This window comes from Buchnera aphidicola (Cinara kochiana kochiana) (assembly GCF_900698905.1).
Classification (GTDB): domain Bacteria; phylum Pseudomonadota; class Gammaproteobacteria; order Enterobacterales; family Enterobacteriaceae; genus Buchnera_F; species Buchnera_F aphidicola_W.
Genome location: NZ_LR217707.1, coordinates 19,741 through 39,014 on the forward strand (window position 1 = coordinate 19,741; position 19,274 = coordinate 39,014).

The window sequence follows — 19,274 nt, forward strand, 5'->3', positions numbered from 1 at the left end:
ATGTCTATATAGATAGATATGTATATCGAGCTGTTGATTAAATCAGCTCGAATGATATATTTATATATTGTTATTAATATTTTTAGTAGAATTTAATAATTCAGATAAATTTGCCGCCGCTTCTTCTACGCTAATAGATGTTTTATCGTTTTTTTTATTTGATAGATTTTTAGTTCTATTTTTTAATCGTTGTCTATGATATTGATATCCCGTTCCGGCCGGAATTAATCTACCAACAATAACATTTTCTTTTAATCCACGTAATTTGTCCTTTTTTCCTGCTACTGCTGATTCTGTCAATACACGAGTAGTTTCTTGAAACGATGCAGCTGAAATAAATGATTCTGTTGCTAAAGATGCTTTAGTTATACCTAATAAATCTCTAGAAAATTTTGCTATTTTCTTTTTATTTTTTTTTAATTTTTTATTTTCTAGTATAATACGAGAGTACTCTATTTGTTCTCCTATTAAAAAATTAGAATCTCCGGAATTTGTTATTGTTGCTTTTCTTAACATTTGTCTAATAATGACTTCAATATGTTTGTTATTTATTTTTACACCTTGTAGTCGATAAACTTCTTGAACTTCGTTCACAATATAGTTGGTAACAGCTTGTACACCTCTTAATCTTAAGATATCATGCGGAGATTCTGGACCATCAGAAATAATATCTCCTTTTTCTACTCTTTCTCCTTCAAATACATTAAGCTGTCTCCATTTTGGGATCATTTCTTCATAAGCATGATCTTCATTAGGTGGTGTAAGAATTAGTCTTCTTTTTCCTTTTGTTTCTTTGCCGAATGAAATAATTCCATTAATTTCTGCTAATATAGCTAATTCTTTAGGTTTTCTAGCTTCAAATAAATCAGCAACTCTTGGCAAACCACCGGTAATATCCTTAGTTCCGACTGATTCTTGAGGTACACGAGCTAATGTATCTCCTGAAGATATTTTTATTCCGTTATCTAATTGCACAATAGATTTACCGGGTAAAAAATATTGAGCAGGCATATCAGTACCAGGTATAAATATATCTGAACCATTTTTATCAATAATTTTTAAAGCGGGTTTTAAATCTTTTCCTTGTATATTTCTTTCAGATATATCTAGAATTATTATAGAAGATAAACCAGTTAATTCATCAGTTTGTTTGGTAATACTTTGTCCATCAATCATATCAATGAATTGAATATATCCACTTACTTCGGTAATTACTGGAATAGTATGAGGATCCCATCGAGCAATTATTTCTCCAGCGTTAATTTTTTCTCCTTCCCCTTTAGTTAGTATAGATCCATAAGGTATTTTGTAACTTTCTTGTGTTTTTCCAGACTTACTTAACATTTTTAATTCGACATTTCTAGAAATGATAACAATTTTACCGTTAGAATTAATAACAGATTTGGCTTGATTTAAATGAATACGTCCATTTTTTCGAACTTGAATACTAGATTCAGATGCTGCTTTAGAAGCAGCGCCTCCAATATGAAATGTACGCATTGTTAATTGTGTACCGGGCTCACCAATAGATTGAGCGGCAATAACACCTATTGCTTCGCCTTTATTTACTAATGTTCCACGAGCTAAATCACGTCCATAACAGTATGCACATACTCCAAATGTTGTTTCGCAGTGTACTACAGATCTTACTTTAATTGTGTCAATAGAATTATTTTCTAAAATACTACACCATTTTTCATTTAATAAAGTATCTTTAGGTATCATGATTTTTTGAGAATCAATGAAAAATATATTTTCAGTAGTTATGCGCCCTAATACTCTTTCTCTCAGAGGTTCTTTAACATCTCCTCCTTCAATTAAAGCGCTCATTGAAATACCTTTGTGAGTCTTACAATTAGTTTTGGTGATTACTAAATCTTGAGCTACATCTACTAATCGTCTAGTGAGATAACCGGAATTAGCTGTTTTTAATGCAGTATCAGCTAATCCTTTTCTAGCACCATGTGTAGAAATGAAGTATTGTAATACGTTTAATCCTTCTCTAAAATTTGCTGTTATTGGTGTTTCTATAATAGATCCATCAGGTTTAGCCATTAATCCTCGCATTCCAGCTAGTTGTCTGATTTGTGCGGCAGAACCTCTAGCCCCAGAATCTGCCATAATAAATATATTATTAAAAGATTTCTGAATTATTGTTTTTTTATTTATATCGTGTAAAATTTCATGAGATAAATTTTTCATCATGGCATCAGCGATATTATCATTTGCAACAGCCCAAATATCTATTACTTTATTATATCGTTCACTTGCAGTGACTAATCCTGTTTGAAATTGTTTATGTATTTCGGAAACTTCTTTTTCAGCTTTTATTATGATTTTTGTTTTTTCTGGTGGTATGATAATATCATTAATTCCTACAGATACACCGGATTTGGCCGCATACGAGAATCCCATATACATAATCTGATCAGCTAATTTTACAGTTTCCTTTAAACCTAAATTTCTATAACAAATATTTAAAATTTTAGAAATATCTGCTTTTTTTAAAGTTTTATTAACTATATTAAATGGTAATCCACGGGGTATTATAGTCCATAAAATGGCTCTACCAATAGTAGTTTTTTTAATTTTTTGTTGTTTTTTGAAATTATCGTGATTATCTTTGATATATTCGCGTATGCGAATTCTTACAATTGAATGTAAATCGGCAGCTCCTAGTATATACATGCGCTCAGCTTCTTTGGGAGAATCTAATAACATGTTAGCACCTTTTCCATATTTTTTTTTTCTGGTCATATAATATATACCTAAAATTACATCTTGAGATGGAACAATAATTGGTTCGCCATTAGCAGGAGATAGTATATTTTTAGTTGACATCATTAATAATCGAGCTTCTTTTTGAGCAGATTTTGTTAAAGGAATGTGAATTGCCATTTGATCACCATCAAAATCAGCATTATATGCTGCGCATACTAGTGGATGCAATTGTATAGCTTTACCTTCAATTAAAATTGGTTCAAATGCTTGTATTCCTAATCGATGTAATGTCGGTGCACGATTCAATAAAATTGGATGTTTACAAATAATTTCTGCAAGTATATCCCAGACAATAGATTCTTCTTTTTCTACCATTTTTTTTGCAGATTTGATAGTGGTAGCAAGATTTCTTTGTTCTAATTTACCATATATAAATGGTTTAAATAATTCCAAAGCCATTTTTTTAGGTATACCACATTGATTTAAATGTAAATATGGTCCTACCGTAATAACTGATCGACCAGAATAATCAACTCGTTTACCCAATAAATTTTGTCTAAATCTACCTTGTTTTCCTTTAATCATATCAGCTAAAGATTTTAAAGGTCTTTTGTTAGACCCAGTAATAGATCGTCCGCGTCTACCATTATCTAGTAATGCATCAATAGCTTCTTGTAACATTCTTTTTTCATTCTTAACAATTATATCAGGAGCTGAAAGTTCTAATAAACGTTTTAATCTATTATTTCGATTAATCACTCTTCTATATAAATCATTTAAATCTGAAGTTGCAAATCTTCCTCCATCTAATGGAACAAGTGGTCGAAGATCGGGAGGTAATATGGGTAGTACAGTTAAAATCATCCATTCCGGTTTATTTTTTGATATTAATAACGATTCAATAAGTTTAATTCGTTTTGTAATTTTTTTTTTCTTTGTTTCTGAATTAGTTTGAGATATTTCATTTTTTAATGTTATACATATATTTTTTAAATCCATTTTTTTTAAAATTTGCTGTATAGCTTCTGCGCCCATTTTTGCTTCAAAATCGTCACCAAATTCATCAATTGCTTGTACATATTGATCTTCTGTTAATATTTGGTATTTTTCTAAATTTGTCATGCCGGATTCTATTACAATATATGATTCAAAATATAGTACTCGCTCTATATCTCTCAAAGGAATATTTATTAATAATCCAATTCTTGATGGTAATGATTTTAAAAACCATATATGTGCTATAGGCGCTGCTAATTCGATGTGACCCATTCTTTCTCTGCGAACTTTGCTTTGGGTAACTTCAACACCACATTTTTCACATACAACCCCTCTATGTTTTAAGCGTTTATATTTTCCACATAAACATTCGTAATCTTTTATCGGTCCAAATATACGCGCGCAAAATAATCCATCACGTTCAGGTTTAAATGTTCGGTAATTTATAGTTTCAGGTTTTTTAACTTCTCCAAAAGACCAAGATCGTATTATTTCAGGAGATGCTAATGAAATTTGAATAGAATCAAATTCTTCAATTTTAGTTTTTTTTTTAAAAAATCTTAATATATCTTTCATAAATTGTTTCTTATAAATATATAGATAATTAGTAAAATAAGATGAAATAACAAGATTAATATTGATAATGTGGTATTTTAAGGTGAAATGTTTGGTGTTTATTCATTATTTAAATCAATATTAATACCTAATGAACGTATTTCTTTTATTAATACATTGAATGATTCTGGCATACCTGGTTCCATTTTATATTTTCCACTAACTATATTTTTATACATTTTTGTTCTTCCAGTTACGTCATCAGATTTTACTGTTAACATTTCTTGTAATGTATGTGAGGCTCCGTATGCTTCTAACGCCCATACCTCCATTTCTCCAAATCTTTGTCCTCCAAATTGAGCTTTTCCTCCTAATGGTTGTTGAGTGATTAAACTGTATGATCCGGTTGATCTTGCGTGCATTTTATCGTCAACTAAATGATTTAGTTTAAACATATACATATATCCTACTGTAACTTTTCTTTCAAATTTTTCTCCAGTTCGTCCATCAAATAGAGTAATTTGTCCTGAAGTAGAAAAATTACCTATTTCTAATAATTCTTTCATTTCTCGTTCATTAACCCCATCAAATACTGGTGTAGCGATTGGCATACCGTTTCTTAAGTTATGTGCTAGTTGTAATATTTCTTCATCAGAAAAATTATTTAAGTTAACTATTTGGTACGGTTCATCTCCAAGATTGTATACTTTTTGTAAAAATTGACGAATTTTAAGTATTTTTTTATGATTTTTTAACATTTTATTAATAACGTTCCCGATTCCCTTTGCTGCTAAACCTAAATGTGTTTCGAGAATTTGACCTAAATTCATACGTGATGGTACGCCTAATGGATTTAGTACTATATCTATTGGTATTCCTTCATTATCATAAGGCATGTCTTCAATAGGATTTATTTTTGATACCACGCCTTTATTACCATGTCTTCCTGCCATTTTATCGCCAGGCTGTATTTTTCTTTTTACTGCTAGATAAACTTTTATTATTTTTAAAATTCCTGGTGATAATTCATCACCTTGTTGTATTTTTTGATTTTTTTCTTTTATTTTTTTTGTAAACCTATTTTTTAATTGTAAATATTCTGTTTCTAAATTATTAATTTTATTATTTATTTCTACAGAATATTGAATATTTTCATTAAAATAATCGTCTAATGAAGTTATATTTAGATTGTGTTCTGGTATATGTGCTTGCATTAATATTTTTTTTATTCGATAAATTAAATTGTCTTCAAAAATTTTTAATTCTTCTGTTAGATCTTTTTTAGATTTTTTTAATAACATTTCTTCTATTTCTAAAGTACGTTGATCTTTTTTTACTCCATCTCGAGTAAATATCTGTACATCAATTACAGTTCCATGCATACCATTTGGTACTCGTAATGACGAATCTTTTACATCTGAAGCTTTTTCACCAAAAATAGCTCTTAATAATTTTTCTTCTGGAGTTAATTGGGTTTCACCTTTAGGAGTAACTTTTCCAACTAATACATCTCCGCTAGATACATCAGCGCCTATATAAATAATACCTGATGCATCTAGTTTTGATAATGCTACTTCTCCTATGTTTGGTATATCGGCAGTTATTTCTTCAATACCGAGTTTGGTATCACGACATACACAAGATAGTTCTTGAATGTGAATGGTTGTAAATCTGTCATCTTTTACTACTTTTTCAGAAATAAGAATAGAATCTTCAAAATTATATCCATTCCAAGGCATAAAAGCTACACGCATATTCTGCCCTAATGCTAATTCTCCTAAGTCAGTAGAAGGTCCATCTGCTAAAACATCACCTTTTTTAATTGAATCGTTAATATTAACGCAAGGTATTTGATTAATACAAGTATTTTGATTAGATCGAATATATTTTTTTAATTTATATATATCTAAACCAGATTGACCGGAATTTATATTAGATTCATTAACATTTACAATAATTTTAGAAGCATCTACATATTGAATCGTTCCACTTCGTTTGGCTATAACAGTAACTCCTGAATCTATTGCTACTACTCTTTCCATGCCTGTTCCTACAAGTGGTTTTTCTGATTTTATTGTAGGAACAGCTTGTCTTTGCATATTGGCACCCATGAGTGCACGATTAGCATCATTATGTTCTAGGAACGGTATTAACGATGCTCCCACTGAAACTATTTGTTGAGTTGATATATCCATATATTGTACTTGTATATTTTTAAATAAACCAAATTCTCCATTGTATCGACATGTAACTAAATTTTCTATAAATTGCCCATTTTTATTGATTTTTACGTTAGCTTGTGCAATAATAAAATTACCTTCTTCAATAGCAGATAGATATTGTATATCTGCTGTAACAGTTCCATTTAATATTTTTCTATATGGTGTTTCTAAAAATCCATATTGATTTGTTCTAGCGTATATCGATAATGAATTAATTAAACCAATATTTGGTCCTTCTGGTGTTTCTACTGGACATACTCTTCCGTAATGTGTAGGATGTACATCTCTGACTTCAAAACCTGCTCGTTCTCTTGTTAATCCTCCTATTCCTAATGCAGAAATTCTACGTTTATGTGTAATTTCTGATAATGGATTATTTTGATCCATGAATTGAGATAATTGACTAGATCCGAAGAATTCTTTAATTGCTGAAGAAATAGGTTTAGCATTGATGATGTCTTGGGGCATGAGTGTTTCTAAATCACTTAAAGACAATCTTTCTCGTACAGCTCGTTCTACACGAATTAACCCTATTCTAAATTGGTTTTCAACCATTTCTCCAACTGATCGTACACGACGATTTCCTAAATGATCTATATCATCTGTTTCGCCTTTTCCATTTCGGATATTGATTAATCGTTTTATTACATCAATTATATCTTTTTTATTTAATATTCCAGATCCGTTTGAATCATTACGATTTAATGATTTATTGAATTTCATTCTTCCGACAGGAGATAAATCATATTTTTCTTTAGAAAAAAAAAGACTATTAAATAAATTTTCAGTAGATTCTCTTGTTGGTGGTTCTCCAGGTCGCATTATTTTATATATTTCGATTAATGCAGTATATCGATCTTTAGTAGGATCAATTTGTAAAGTATTTGAAATATAGGGCCCGTGATCAAGATCGTTAGTAAATAATACAGATATTTTTTTGTAGTTAAGTTTTTTTATTTTTTTAAAATCTTCTTTTGTTAATTTAGTATTTGCGGTAATAAGTGTGAGTCCTGTATTTGGATCGATATAGTTTTTGCTAACTGTTTTTCCGTAAATATATCTATTTGGTACGTTGATAGACGTAATTTTATTTTTTATTAATATATTTATATGTTGGATAGTTATTCTTTTTCCTTTTTTAACATATATTTTTTTGTTTTTCTTTATATCAAATGATATTATTTCTCCATATAGTCGTTGTGGAACTAGGTCCATAGTGAGAATATTTTTGTTAATTCGAAATATATTATGTTTAAAAAATATTTTTAAAATTTTTTCAGTACTAAAATTTAAAGCGTGTAATATAACTGTAATTGGCATTTTTCTTCGACGATCTATTCGTGCAAATAAATAATCTTTAGTATCAAACTCAAAATCTAGCCAAGATCCGCGATATGGTATGATTCTTGCATTGTATAGTATTTTTCCTGACGAATGCGATTTTCCTTTATCGCTATCAAAAAATACACCAGGACTTCTATGTAATTGGGATACAACTACTCGTTCTGTACCATTAATAACAAATGTACCGTTATTAGTCATTAAAGGTAATTCACCCATATATACTTCTTGTTCTTTAATATATTTTACTATAGTATTTTTTGAATCTTTTTCATACACAATTAATTGTAATTTTACTCTTAATGGTACAGCATAAGTTGTACCTCTTGTTTGAGATTCTCGCACATTAAATGTTTTTTTGCCTAAAGTATAAGATACATATTGTAATTCGGCGTTTTCATTATAACTTCGGATAGGAAAAATGGATTGAAACGCAGATTCTAATCCTTGATATTTATTTTTATTAGATTGAATAAATTTTTTAAATGAATCGATTTGAATAGATAACAGATAAGGAATATCTAAAATTTTTTTTTGTTTACCAAAATTTTTTCGAATACGTTTTTTTTCAGTATGAGAGTAAACCATTAGCTCCTCAATATGTTTGTAATAATAATAATAAAAATTTTACATAAATTATTTAAAGTATAAATATTTATAAAAATAAAAATGAATTCTGAATTCATTTATTCTGATGGTATATAAATTTATTTTTATAAAATTGTATATCATGATAAGAACTGGTGACCTAATAATCACCAGTCACTCTAGTATGTTTATATATTTTTATATGCATTTTAATATTTATTTTTATATAATTTCTGCTGTAGCACCAGCATCTGTCAACATTTTATGCAAATTATCTGCGTTTTCTTTTGTTATATTTTCTTTAATAATAGTAGGAGCAGATTCAACAAGATCTTTAGATTCTTTTAATCCTAGTCCAGTAGTACTACGTATTATTTTTATAATAGAAACTTTATTAGGCCCTATAGTCATTAATTTTACATTAAAAGATACTTTTTCTTCTTTGTTAGATTCAACAGAAATTTTTTGATTATTTAGAGGAATATTGGATGTGATATCAAATTTTTTCTCTATCATTGAAACTAATTCCATAACTTCTGTTACTGACATTTTAGAAATAGTATTTAAAATTTCTTCTTTACTAATTAACATAATTATTATTCCCAAACAGTCAAAATATATGTAAAAAGGTTAAAGTTTATATTTATTTATGTGTAATATGGTTTAGTAATCTTATCAATTTCACTAATGATATTTCCTTTAATAATAATATAAATTTTATTATGGATTCTATATGTGTAGGTAGTAATGCTAAATCAAGTATTTTATTTTCTTTAAGTATTTTATTTTCATAAATTGCTGTTTTTATTTTAAATTTTTTGTTTTTTTTATTAAATTTTATAAATAATCTACTAGCGCTACCCGGATGTTTTAAAGAAAATGCTATTAACGTAGGTCCGGTTAATATTTCAATTAGTTTTTCAAAGTTTGTATTAGTTAAAGATTTTTTTAATAATGTATTTTTGATTACATAAATTTTTACATAAAATTGTACGGCTTGTTTGCGTAATTGATTTATATTGTTAACGGTAATTCCCGATGGATCTGCGGTGATTACAGATAATGATTTTTGCGCAATATCATTAATCTTTTTAATTATGTATTTTTTTTTTTTACGATGTAATGCCATGGTTTTATCCTATTTATAGTGATATTTATAAATAATTATAAAATAATTGATATTATAAATTTCAGGATAGAAGGCTTATATTTTTATGAAATATGTTTTTATTACGGGTTAGTGTTTTTACATATTTTAGAATATTTTAAAATAAAATTAAGGATATATTTTATTTTATAAAGATAAGTGATCAATGGTAATACCTGGACTCATAGTAGTGGATATATTAATTTTTTTATAATATACTCCTTTTAATTGATTTGGTTTAGATTGTTTAATATTATTATATAATGTTAAAAAATTTTCATACAATTGAATTTTAGGAAAATTTATTTTTCCAAAATTACTGTGTATAATACCATTTTTATCGTTTCGATAATTTATTTTTCCTTTTCGTGCTTCTTTTAAGGATTTTTTTATATCATTTGATATTGTTCCAAATTTTGGGTTAGGCATAATTCCTCTAGGTCCTAAAATGGGTCCTAGTTTACCAACTAAATTCATAGTTTCTGGAGATGCAATAATTAAATCGAATTTAATAGTTTGTTTTTTAATAATTATTGCTAAATCTTCCATACCTACAAAATCTGCTCCATATTTTTTGGCTATATTTATGTTTTTTCCGGTAGTAAATACTCCAATTTTTATTTTTTTTCCGGTTCCGTGAGGTAGTAATATAGATCCGCGAATATTTTGTTCGGATTTTTTAGGATTAATGTTTAAATGAAATGTTGCATCAATACTTTCTATGAAATTAGCCGGCTTCATGTCTTTTAATAATTTTATAGCTGAATTAATAGTGTATAATTTTTTTATTTTTATTTTTTTGAGATTAAATTGCATTTTTTTTGATATTTTTTTCATTTTTAATCCTGTATTATCGTGATTCCCATTGATTTGGCAGTGCCTTCAATAGTTTTAGCTATTTTATCAATGTTTGATCCGGTCATATCTATCATTTTTTGTTTTGCAATTGCGTATATTTGATTTTTTGTAATAGTCCCAATAATTTCATGTTTAGGTTTTTTAGATCCGCTTTTAATTTTTAAATATTTTTTTAATAAAATTGAAGCAGGTGGTGTTTTAATAATAAAAGTAAAAGTTTTATCAGAATATACAGTAATAATAACAGGGGTAGGAACTCCTTTTTCTAATATAGCAGTTTGTGTATTAAAATTTTTACAAAATTCCATGATATTTAACCCTTTTTGTCCTAATGCTGGACCTACGGGAGGACTAGGGTTTGCCATACCAGATAAAACTTGTAATTTTATATAAGATATAATTTTTTTATTCATTATTACACTCTTTATTAAAAAATATTCATTTTTGTATTTGTAAACATAGTAATTTATTACTATTTTTTTGTGTTTAGTATTTTTCTACTTGATTAAAACTGAGTTCAACAGGAGTAGATCGTCCGAATATTGATACAGAAACTTTTAGTCGGTTTTTTTCATAATCAACAGTTTCAACAATTCCATTAAAATCTGAAAAAGGACCATCATTAACGCGAATATTTTCACCGGGTTCAAATATTTTTTTTGGTCGTGGTTTATTGCCAATTTTTTTTAATTTTTTTAATATAATATTTATTTCACGGGTACTAATTGGTGTTGGTTTTTCGGCAGTACCACCTACAAAACCTAATACTTTTGGTAAATTTTTAATTAAATGCCAACTATCATTATTCATGATCATTTCAATTAAAATATATCCTGGAAAAAATTTAGAATCACTTTTTTTTCTTTGGCCTTTTCGAATTTCGATGACTTCCTCTGACGGAACTATGACTTGGCCGAATATATCTTGCATTTTTTTTATTGTTTTATTATTAAGTATTGACTGTGCTACTTTATTTTCAAAACCAGAAAAAGCTTGTAAAACATACCATTTTTTTTTATCTATGCACAATTTTTATAACCTCGGTGTTAGTATCCAGGATACTATACGAAGTATTAATGCATCAAATATCCATAAAAATACAGATGTTAATATGATTAATAAAAGAACTATCCCGGTTGTTTTTAATGTTTCTATATAATTGGGCCATGTGATTTGAAACAATTCTGATTTTATATCTTTTATAAAAATAATTATTTTTTTCCCGATATTTGTATAAAAGAGTAAACTAAATAGTGGTATAAAGAATATATTAAAAAATATTATTTTTATTAATTTTGTAGATTTATGAATAAAAAAAATATAGTTTACTAGTATTAGTAGTAGGATAACAGCTATACACAACCACTTTATTTTTTCAGTATAATTCATATATATTTTATATATTTTATGAATATGCATAATTATAGCGCTCTTATTAGATTGATATAGTGTATTCTAAAAATTATTTAATTATAATTATTTTTGATAATACAATTTGATTTTTTTGAATTGTTATATAATTAAGAATTAATTATTAAAGTATATGCATAATACATGTATCAATAATAAAAATATATTATCTGTTTAGATAATTAATGGTAAAGTACTTATTTTTGATTTTTTTCGAATATTTTAATAGATCATAAATAATAGAATTTTATGCTGATACCTAGATTTGAACTAGGGACCTCATCCATACCAAGGATGTGCTCTATCCGACTAAGCTATATCAGCAATATATTTGTATTTATTTATGTAATGTAAATACGGATTATTGTATATTTTAGTAGCGGTCAGCGGGAATTGAACCCGCATCATCAGCTTGGAAGGCTGAGGTAATATCCGTTATACGATGTCCGCGTTTTGGTGGGGGAAGGATTCGAACCTTCGAAGTCGATGACGTCAGATTTACAGTCTGCTCCCTTTAACCGCTCGGGAACCCCACCTCTCTTATTGTGCCGGCTACCGGAATTGAACTGGTGACCTACTGATTACAAGTCAGTTGCTCTACCTGCTGAGCTAAGCCGGCTTATTTTTTATTTTTAATAAATAAATGTAATTAAAAATAAATATTTTTTAAACATTGATATATTTAAAAAATATTTATTTTTAATTTTTAAAAAATAAATATTTTTTTATTTTTAATTATATCATATATTTTTTAAATATAAAACTATTTTAATTATTAAATTATTTTATATTATTGAAAATAATTAAATTGATATGTGATTATAGATATTGACATTATTTAATGAATTAAATGGTGTAATTTATTTTAATTATAAAAATATAATTATAATGTATAAAGATATTTTTAATATTTACTAATATATCAATTTTTTGGTATATTAGTAAATATTATAATTATTGAAAGAATGATTTTATAATTTTTTATAAATTTTAATCAAAAATATATTTTGTACGTGTAAAATTGTAAGTGCAGCAATTTTATTACTTATAAATGTTAATGAAGGCAATTTAGTATGAATCTATATTTTATAAAAGATTTTTTTCATATATTTATATGTAATTTTTTTATATTAAAATAATGTTATTATAAATGTATAACAATACCATTTTATTCGTCATAATTAGGACATATATATGATAAATATTATTCAAGATAATAACGATAAATATAATTATGAATCCTATCATTTAAAAAATAAAATTAAAATTTCTTTTGAAGTATTTCCGCCAAAAGATTTTGCTTCAGAACAACAATTATTTAATTCTATTAAATTATTAAATCAATGTCATCCAAATTTTTATTCAGTAACAAATAGCATATATTCTAAAAATCGTGATGCAACATTTTTTATTGTTGAAAAAATACGATATTTAACGCATAAAACAGTATTTGCGCATTTTACTACTATAGGATACGATGAGTCTGATATAAAGACTATTGCAACTAATTATTGGAAAAATGGAATTAAACATATACTCGCGTTACGTGGGGATTTACCTGTTCGATATACAAAAAAAATAATATATGCAAGTAATTTGATTAAATTATTAAAATCAATAAATAATTTTAAAATTTTAGTAGCGGCATATCCTGAATTACATCCTGAATCTAGTAATTTACAAGAAGATTTAAATAATTTAAAACATAAAATTGATTTGGGCGCTGAGAAAGCCGTTACACAGTTTTTTTTTAGCGTAGATAAATTTTTAAAATTTCGTGATAATTGCGCAGATATGGGTTTATCGGTATCTTTAATACCCGGCATATTACCAATTGTAAATATTAATCAATTAAAAAAATTTTCTGATATGACGAATGTTTATATTCCTCAATGGATTTTTGATGAATTCTATAAATGTGAAGATAATTTTGACAAGTGTACTGCTTTAAGTGTTAATATTGCTGTAAATTTAATTCTTAGTTTATATAAAGAAGGTATTAAAAATTTTCATTTATATACATTAAATCAATCATATTTAAGTTTAAAAATTTGTAATCAATTAGGTTTATTTTAATTACTTAATAAATTATTAACAATAAAATTATTTATAATTATTTTTAATAAAATAAATGATAATTTTAATAAAATTTATTTATAAATAAATTGATCAAAAAGTAGTTTATTTTCATAATTTAGATAATTTATTAAATTTGATTTAAGAAATAGTCAATAGGTATTAGAATAGTAAAATATAATAAATAGGTTTATAAAACATATGAAAAACAATAATTCTAAAAAAACAATAGTTTTAGCATATTCTGGTGGACTAGATACTTCTGCTATTATACCTTGGATAAAAGATCATTATAAATTTAATGTAATTGCATTTGTTGCTGATATTGGTCAATCTCGTCAAGATTTATATAAAATACAGGAAAAAGCAATAATTTCAGGAGCATCTGACTGTTATATTGCTGATTTAAAAGATGAGTTTGTAACTAAATATATATTTCCAATATTGAAAATTGGTGCTATTTATGAAGAGCAATATTTATTAGGAACAGCAATAGCTAGACCATTAATAGCTAAAGCTCAAGTAGATTTCGCAAATAAAATTAATGCAATTGGATTAAGTCATGGCGCTACAGGAAAAGGAAATGATCAGGTGCGTTTTGAGTTAGCATATGCGGCTCTTGATCCTTCTCTATTAGTTATAGCTCCTTGGAGAGAGTGGGAGTTTCAATCTAGGGAAGATTTATTAATTTATTTACGTCAAAAAAACATCAAATCTAATGTGACTAAAGAAAAAATTTATAGTCGTGATGAAAATATATTTCATGTATCAACTGAAGGAGGTGTTCTGGAAAATACTTGGAATGCTCCTGATAATACATGTTGGGTGTGGACAAAGAACCCGTATGAAGCATCTAATGATCCAGAAAAAATTCATTTAAAAATTAAACAAGGTTATGTAATAGAAGTAAATCATGAGCCATTAAGTCCATATGAATGTTTAAAAAAGTTAAATAGTTTAGGTTGTGAACACTCCATTGGTAGAGTTGATATGGTTGAAAATCGTCTTATTGGGATTAAATCGCGAGGCTGCTATGAGACTCCTGGTGGAACAATTATATATCGTGCCTTAAGAAGCTTGGAGCAATTAATATTAGATCGAGATAGTATGTATTGGAAAAATAAAATTGCATTGGACATGTCATCAATAATATATGATGGTAAGTGGTTTACACCGGTTAGAAAATCTCTTCAAAAATCTTCAGAGATATTATCTGATAGTATTTCCGGAGAAGTAGTACTTGAATTATATAAAGGATCGGTAAATGTTTTACAAAAAAAATCACAGAATACATTATATTCTGAAGAACATGCTACTTTTAATAAAGATAATGTATATAATCAAATAGATGCGCAAGGTTTTATTCGGTTATTTTCATTGTCATCACGTATTCGCGCATTAAATAATAATAAATAGTATGTGTATGGGTAGATGTATTGTGTATTTGTGAGGTAAGTATATGTCTCTTTGGGGTGGAAGGTTTACTAAATTAACTCATGCTAAATTTAAGAAGTTTAATAATTCTTTGAATGTAGATTATCGATTAATAAAAGATGATATTAAATCTTCTATAGCATGGTCAAAAATATTAATAGATATTCAAATATTAACAGATAAGGAACAAAAATTAATAGAACAAACATTACAATGGATTTTACAGCAATATATTAATGATATTAATATTATATTAACATCAGATGCAGAAGATATACATAGTTGGATAGAGACTATGTTAATTAATAAAATTGGTGAATTAGGGAAAAAAATATATACTGGAAGAAGCCGTAATGAACAAATTGCTACTAATTTAAAATTATGGTGTAAAAGAAAATCAAAGATTATTCTAAAAAAAATTATCCAATTACAACATATTTTTTTACATCAAGCATGTTTGCATCAAAATACTATTATTCCCGGATATACGCATTTACAACGAGCACAACCTATTACTTTTTCATATTGGTGTTTAGCGTATATTGAAATGTTAGAAAGAGATCGATTACGAGTTTTGGATACTATAAAACATTTAAATTTATCACCATTAGGAAGCGGCGCTATTGCGGGAACATCGTGGAACATTGATAGAAAAAAATTAGCTTTGTTAATGGGTTTTTCAGATTGCACGAATAATGCGCTGGATAGCGTATCAGACCGAGATTTTATTATAGATATATTATCTGCAGCATCTATTAGTATGATGCATTTATCTCGTTTCTCTGAAGATTTGATATTTTATAGTTCTGGAGAAGTAAATTTTATTGAATTATCTGATTCTATTACTTCAGGTTCTTCATTGATGCCGCAAAAGAAAAATCCAGATATTTTGGAGTTAATTAGAGGAAAATGTAGCGGTGTGTATGGATCATTATGTTCAATTTTGATTTTGTTAAAAGGATTGCCGTTGTCTTATAATAAAGATTTTCAAGAAGATAAAAAATATTTATTTCAAGGTTTAGATATTTGGGAAGACTGTCTGGATATGTCGGGTATTGTATTAAATAATATTCAGTTAAATGAAGTACGTGCTAATAAATTGGCTCAAGAAGGTTATAGTAATGCTACAGAATTAGCTGATTATTTGGTAAGAAAAGGAATTTCTTTTAGAGACGCTCATCATATTTCTGGAAATATTGTAGTAGAAGCTATTCGTCAAAATAAATATATTGAAGAATTAGATTTATTAGTTCTTACAAAATACTGTAAAGTAATTGAACAAGACGTATATCAGTTTTTAACATTAGAATCGTGTTTAGAAAAAAAAGATGTAATTGGCGGTGTTTCCAAAAGACAAATTAAAAATTCATTAGATTTTATAAAAAAACGATTATATTGTTTAGAATCATAGAATTTATTTTATAAATAATATAATTTTTATTATAAAATATTTAATATATCACGCGATGATTTTATCGCGTGATATATTAAAATATATTTTTAACATTATATGTAGAAATATTTTTTCTATATAAACATTTTAATTTTTTTCGACTTGATTGATATGAATATCATAATTTGTGTGATTTTATTTTTTATTAGAATATATTAATAGTGATTTATTAATCGTAATTAATATAAATTTGATTTTATATTTATAGATATATTATAAATAAAATTATATTTATAGAAATTTTGAATGATTTAATTTTTATAGATTATATTAATTTATTTTATAAATATTCAATATATTAATTGAAATAATTTCTGATTATAAATTTTGATAGTAGTATATATAATATATAAAAAATTTTATTTTTAAATTTGAATAATTTTATATATTATAATATATAAATATATTTAAATATTTTTTTACTTAAAGCAATTGTTACTAATGATTTAGTAGTTAATATGATTATTTTAAATTTCTATACTTGTAAAAATATAATGTATTAGATTTATATTATTTATGTTATATATGTTAGTTGATGTACCTGTTAACATAAAATTAAGAATTATCTAAGAAACTTTTTAATATTTCTGATCGGCTAGGATGCCTTAATTTTCGCAATGCTTTAGCTTCAATTTGACGTATTCTTTCGCGTGTAACATCAAACTGTTTTCCAACTTCTTCTAATGTATGATCGGTATTCATATCAATTCCAAATCTCATTCTTAATACTTTAGCTTCTCTTTCAGTTAATCCGGATAAAACATCGTTAGTGATAGCTTTTAAACTTTCGGAGGTAGCAGATTCTAACGGTAATTCCAGGTTTGTATCTTCAATAAAGTCACCTAAATGTGCATCATCATCTTCTCCTACAGGGGTTTCCATAGAAATAGGTTCTTTTGCTATTTTTAACACTTTTCTAATTTTTTCTTCTGGAATTAACATTTTTTCTGATAGTTCTTCAGGAGTAGGTTCTCGGCCTGTTTCTTGCAGCATTTGTCTTGAAATTCTATTTAATTTATTGATTGTTTCGATCATATGTACAGGAATACGGATAGTTCTTGCTTGATCTGCAATAGATCGAGTAATAGCTTGACGTATCCACCATGTTGCATAAGTAGAAAATTTATATCCTCTTCGATATTCAAATTTATCAACAGCTTTCATTAATCCAATATTACCTTCTTGAATAAGATCTAAGAATTGTAGTCCTCTATTTGTATATTTTTTTGCAATAGATATGACTAATCTCAAATTAGCTTCTACCATTTCTTTTTTAGCTCTTTTTGCTTTTTCTTCGCCTAATAATGTACGTTGATTAATTTTTTTGATTTGTTTAATAGTTAAACCTGTTTTTTTTTCAATATTTGATAGTATTTGCATACTTATTTGAATATCTTGTTGTATGAAATTGAGTTTAGAGGACCATGATTTTTTTTTATTTATTGCTATATTGAACCACGTAAAATTAGTTTCCTGTCCGCAAAATAGTTTTAAGAAATTTTTTTTAGGTATTTGACATGTTTCAGTGCATAATTTCATAATTTTTCTTTCTTGTAATCTAATTTTTCGAATTATTTTTTTCATATTATTTACCAAATAATCGAATTGTTTTGGGACTAATCTAAATTGTTTAAATATTTCAGATAATTCTTGAATAGCTGTTATAGAATCTTGGTGGTTTCTGTTTTTTTTTATGATAGTGTTATTTGTAATATAATATTGTTTTTTTAATTGTAAAAATTTTTTTTTTGCTAATGTAGGATCAATATGGTTATAGTCATCTGTTTGTTCTTCTGGCGGTTTAATACTTAACTGTTGTTCAATATTTTGGTGAGATGTATAATCTAATGTATTTTCTAATGGAGTAGGAATTTTAGTTTCTATATTATGATCTATAAATCCTGTAATTAATTCTGATAATCTTATATCGCCTGATTCTACTCGATTATATTGTTCTAATAAATATAAAATAGCTCTAGGATATTCAGAAATAGAGCATTGAATTTGGTTAATGCCTTCTTCAATGCGTTTTGCAATGTCTATTTCACCTTTCCGGGTAAGAAGTTCTACAGCGCCCATTTCCCTCATATACATTCTTACAGGATCAGTTGTTCTACTAATTTCTGTTTCAACATTTGATAAGACTTGATCAGCAGCTTCTGCTGTATCTTCATCAGTATCTATAGGTGTTTCTTTGATAATAATTTCTTCTATTTCTCTTGCTTCTTCTACTACTTGAATTCCTAAATCTTGTATCATTTGTATAATATTTTTAATTTGATCGGAATCTGTAATTCCGCTTGGAAGGTGATCATGTACTTCTGAATATGTTAAATATCCTTGTTCTTTTCCGTGAGAAACTAATAATTTTAATTGTGATTTTGTTTTTTTTTTCATAAGACGATATCCATTTATATTGATTAATTTATTTTAAAAAGTAAATAATATATATGTGTTAAAGTATAAGATTAAT

The 19,274-nt window shown here is 26.6% G+C and carries 12 protein-coding genes and 4 tRNA genes; 3 read left to right on the plus strand and 13 right to left on the minus strand.

The window, feature by feature from the left end:
• Positions 1–60 precede the first annotated feature (60 nt).
• From rpoC to BUCIKOCA2762_RS00140, 12 genes are all read right to left on the minus strand, one after another.
• Positions 61–4,293, minus strand: coding sequence for a DNA-directed RNA polymerase subunit beta' (rpoC, locus tag BUCIKOCA2762_RS00085; protein ID WP_154028233.1), 4,233 nt, complete (start codon positions 4,291–4,293; stop codon positions 61–63).
• Between the two features lie 98 nt (positions 4,294–4,391).
• Positions 4,392–8,423, minus strand: a complete 4,032-nt coding sequence (gene rpoB / locus BUCIKOCA2762_RS00090) for a DNA-directed RNA polymerase subunit beta (RefSeq protein WP_154028235.1) — start codon at positions 8,421–8,423, stop codon at positions 4,392–4,394.
• 222 nt (positions 8,424–8,645) lie between these two features.
• Complete coding sequence (gene rplL, locus BUCIKOCA2762_RS00095; protein WP_154028237.1) at positions 8,646–9,014, minus strand: 50S ribosomal protein L7/L12; 369 nt, start codon at positions 9,012–9,014, stop codon at positions 8,646–8,648.
• Between the two features lie 52 nt (positions 9,015–9,066).
• On the minus strand, positions 9,067–9,552 hold the full coding sequence (gene rplJ / locus BUCIKOCA2762_RS00100) for a 50S ribosomal protein L10 (protein WP_154028239.1): 486 nt from the start codon (positions 9,550–9,552) through the stop codon (positions 9,067–9,069).
• A 165-nt stretch (positions 9,553–9,717) separates the two neighbouring features.
• A complete protein-coding gene (rplA, locus tag BUCIKOCA2762_RS00105; RefSeq protein ID WP_154028241.1) occupies positions 9,718–10,407 on the minus strand; it encodes a 50S ribosomal protein L1 in 690 nt (229 codons plus the stop codon).
• 2 nt (positions 10,408–10,409) lie between these two features.
• The gene (gene rplK / locus BUCIKOCA2762_RS00110; protein ID WP_154028243.1) at positions 10,410–10,841 is read right to left on the minus strand and encodes a 50S ribosomal protein L11; all 432 of its coding nucleotides are present in this window, start codon (positions 10,839–10,841) and stop codon (positions 10,410–10,412) included.
• A gap of 73 nt (positions 10,842–10,914) precedes the next feature.
• On the minus strand, positions 10,915–11,457 hold the full coding sequence (gene nusG / locus BUCIKOCA2762_RS00115) for a transcription termination/antitermination protein NusG (RefSeq protein WP_154028245.1): 543 nt from the start codon (positions 11,455–11,457) through the stop codon (positions 10,915–10,917).
• Between the two features lie 3 nt (positions 11,458–11,460).
• Entirely contained in the window at positions 11,461–11,847 is a 387-nt protein-coding gene (secE, locus tag BUCIKOCA2762_RS02085) for a preprotein translocase subunit SecE (protein ID WP_154028247.1), read from the minus strand.
• A 241-nt stretch (positions 11,848–12,088) separates the two neighbouring features.
• Positions 12,089–12,162: transfer RNA gene (locus BUCIKOCA2762_RS00125), tRNA-Thr, on the minus strand.
• 54 nt (positions 12,163–12,216) lie between these two features.
• Positions 12,217–12,288, minus strand: a tRNA-Gly gene (locus BUCIKOCA2762_RS00130).
• Positions 12,289–12,292: 4 nt separating this feature from the next.
• A tRNA-Tyr gene (locus BUCIKOCA2762_RS00135) sits at positions 12,293–12,374 on the minus strand.
• A 10-nt stretch (positions 12,375–12,384) separates the two neighbouring features.
• Positions 12,385–12,457 (minus strand) — tRNA-Thr (locus BUCIKOCA2762_RS00140).
• 575 nt (positions 12,458–13,032) lie between these two features.
• Here BUCIKOCA2762_RS00140 and BUCIKOCA2762_RS00145 point away from each other — a divergent pair.
• The 3 genes from BUCIKOCA2762_RS00145 to argH all read left to right on the plus strand — a co-directional run bounded on the left by BUCIKOCA2762_RS00145 (position 13,033) and on the right by argH (position 16,759).
• Positions 13,033–13,914: a methylenetetrahydrofolate reductase gene (locus tag BUCIKOCA2762_RS00145; protein WP_154028249.1), complete on the plus strand. Its 882-nt coding sequence runs from the start codon at positions 13,033–13,035 to the stop codon at positions 13,912–13,914.
• A gap of 201 nt (positions 13,915–14,115) precedes the next feature.
• Positions 14,116–15,330: an argininosuccinate synthase gene (locus BUCIKOCA2762_RS00150; protein WP_154028251.1), complete on the plus strand. Its 1,215-nt coding sequence runs from the start codon at positions 14,116–14,118 to the stop codon at positions 15,328–15,330.
• Between the two features lie 43 nt (positions 15,331–15,373).
• Entirely contained in the window at positions 15,374–16,759 is a 1,386-nt protein-coding gene (gene argH / locus BUCIKOCA2762_RS00155) for an argininosuccinate lyase (RefSeq protein ID WP_154028253.1), read from the plus strand.
• 597 nt (positions 16,760–17,356) lie between these two features.
• On the opposite strand, the gene rpoD is transcribed toward argH, so the two are convergent.
• Complete coding sequence (gene rpoD / locus BUCIKOCA2762_RS00160; RefSeq protein ID WP_154028255.1) at positions 17,357–19,198, minus strand: RNA polymerase sigma factor RpoD; 1,842 nt, start codon at positions 19,196–19,198, stop codon at positions 17,357–17,359.
• Positions 19,199–19,274 lie beyond the last annotated feature (76 nt).

Excerpts from the sequence above, each read along its gene's own strand:
- rpoC (WP_154028233.1), bottom strand. The coding sequence starts at position 4,293 with ATGAAAGATATATTAAGATTTTTTAAAAAAAAAACTAAAATTGAAGAA.
- rpoD (WP_154028255.1), bottom strand. The coding sequence starts at position 19,198 with ATGAAAAAAAAAACAAAATCACAATTAAAATTATTAGTTTCTCACGGA.
- BUCIKOCA2762_RS00150 (WP_154028251.1), top strand. The coding sequence starts at position 14,116 with ATGAAAAACAATAATTCTAAAAAAACAATAGTTTTAGCATATTCTGGT.
- rpoB (WP_154028235.1), bottom strand. The coding sequence starts at position 8,423 with ATGGTTTACTCTCATACTGAAAAAAAACGTATTCGAAAAAATTTTGGT.
- BUCIKOCA2762_RS00145 (WP_154028249.1), top strand. The coding sequence starts at position 13,033 with ATGATAAATATTATTCAAGATAATAACGATAAATATAATTATGAATCC.
- rplL (WP_154028237.1), bottom strand. The coding sequence starts at position 9,014 with ATGTTAATTAGTAAAGAAGAAATTTTAAATACTATTTCTAAAATGTCA.
- secE (WP_154028247.1), bottom strand. The coding sequence starts at position 11,847 with ATGCATATTCATAAAATATATAAAATATATATGAATTATACTGAAAAA.
- rplA (WP_154028241.1), bottom strand. The coding sequence starts at position 10,407 with ATGAAAAAAATATCAAAAAAAATGCAATTTAATCTCAAAAAAATAAAA.
- argH (WP_154028253.1), top strand. The coding sequence starts at position 15,374 with ATGTCTCTTTGGGGTGGAAGGTTTACTAAATTAACTCATGCTAAATTT.
- rplJ (WP_154028239.1), bottom strand. The coding sequence starts at position 9,552 with ATGGCATTACATCGTAAAAAAAAAAAATACATAATTAAAAAGATTAAT.
- rplK (WP_154028243.1), bottom strand. The coding sequence starts at position 10,841 with ATGAATAAAAAAATTATATCTTATATAAAATTACAAGTTTTATCTGGT.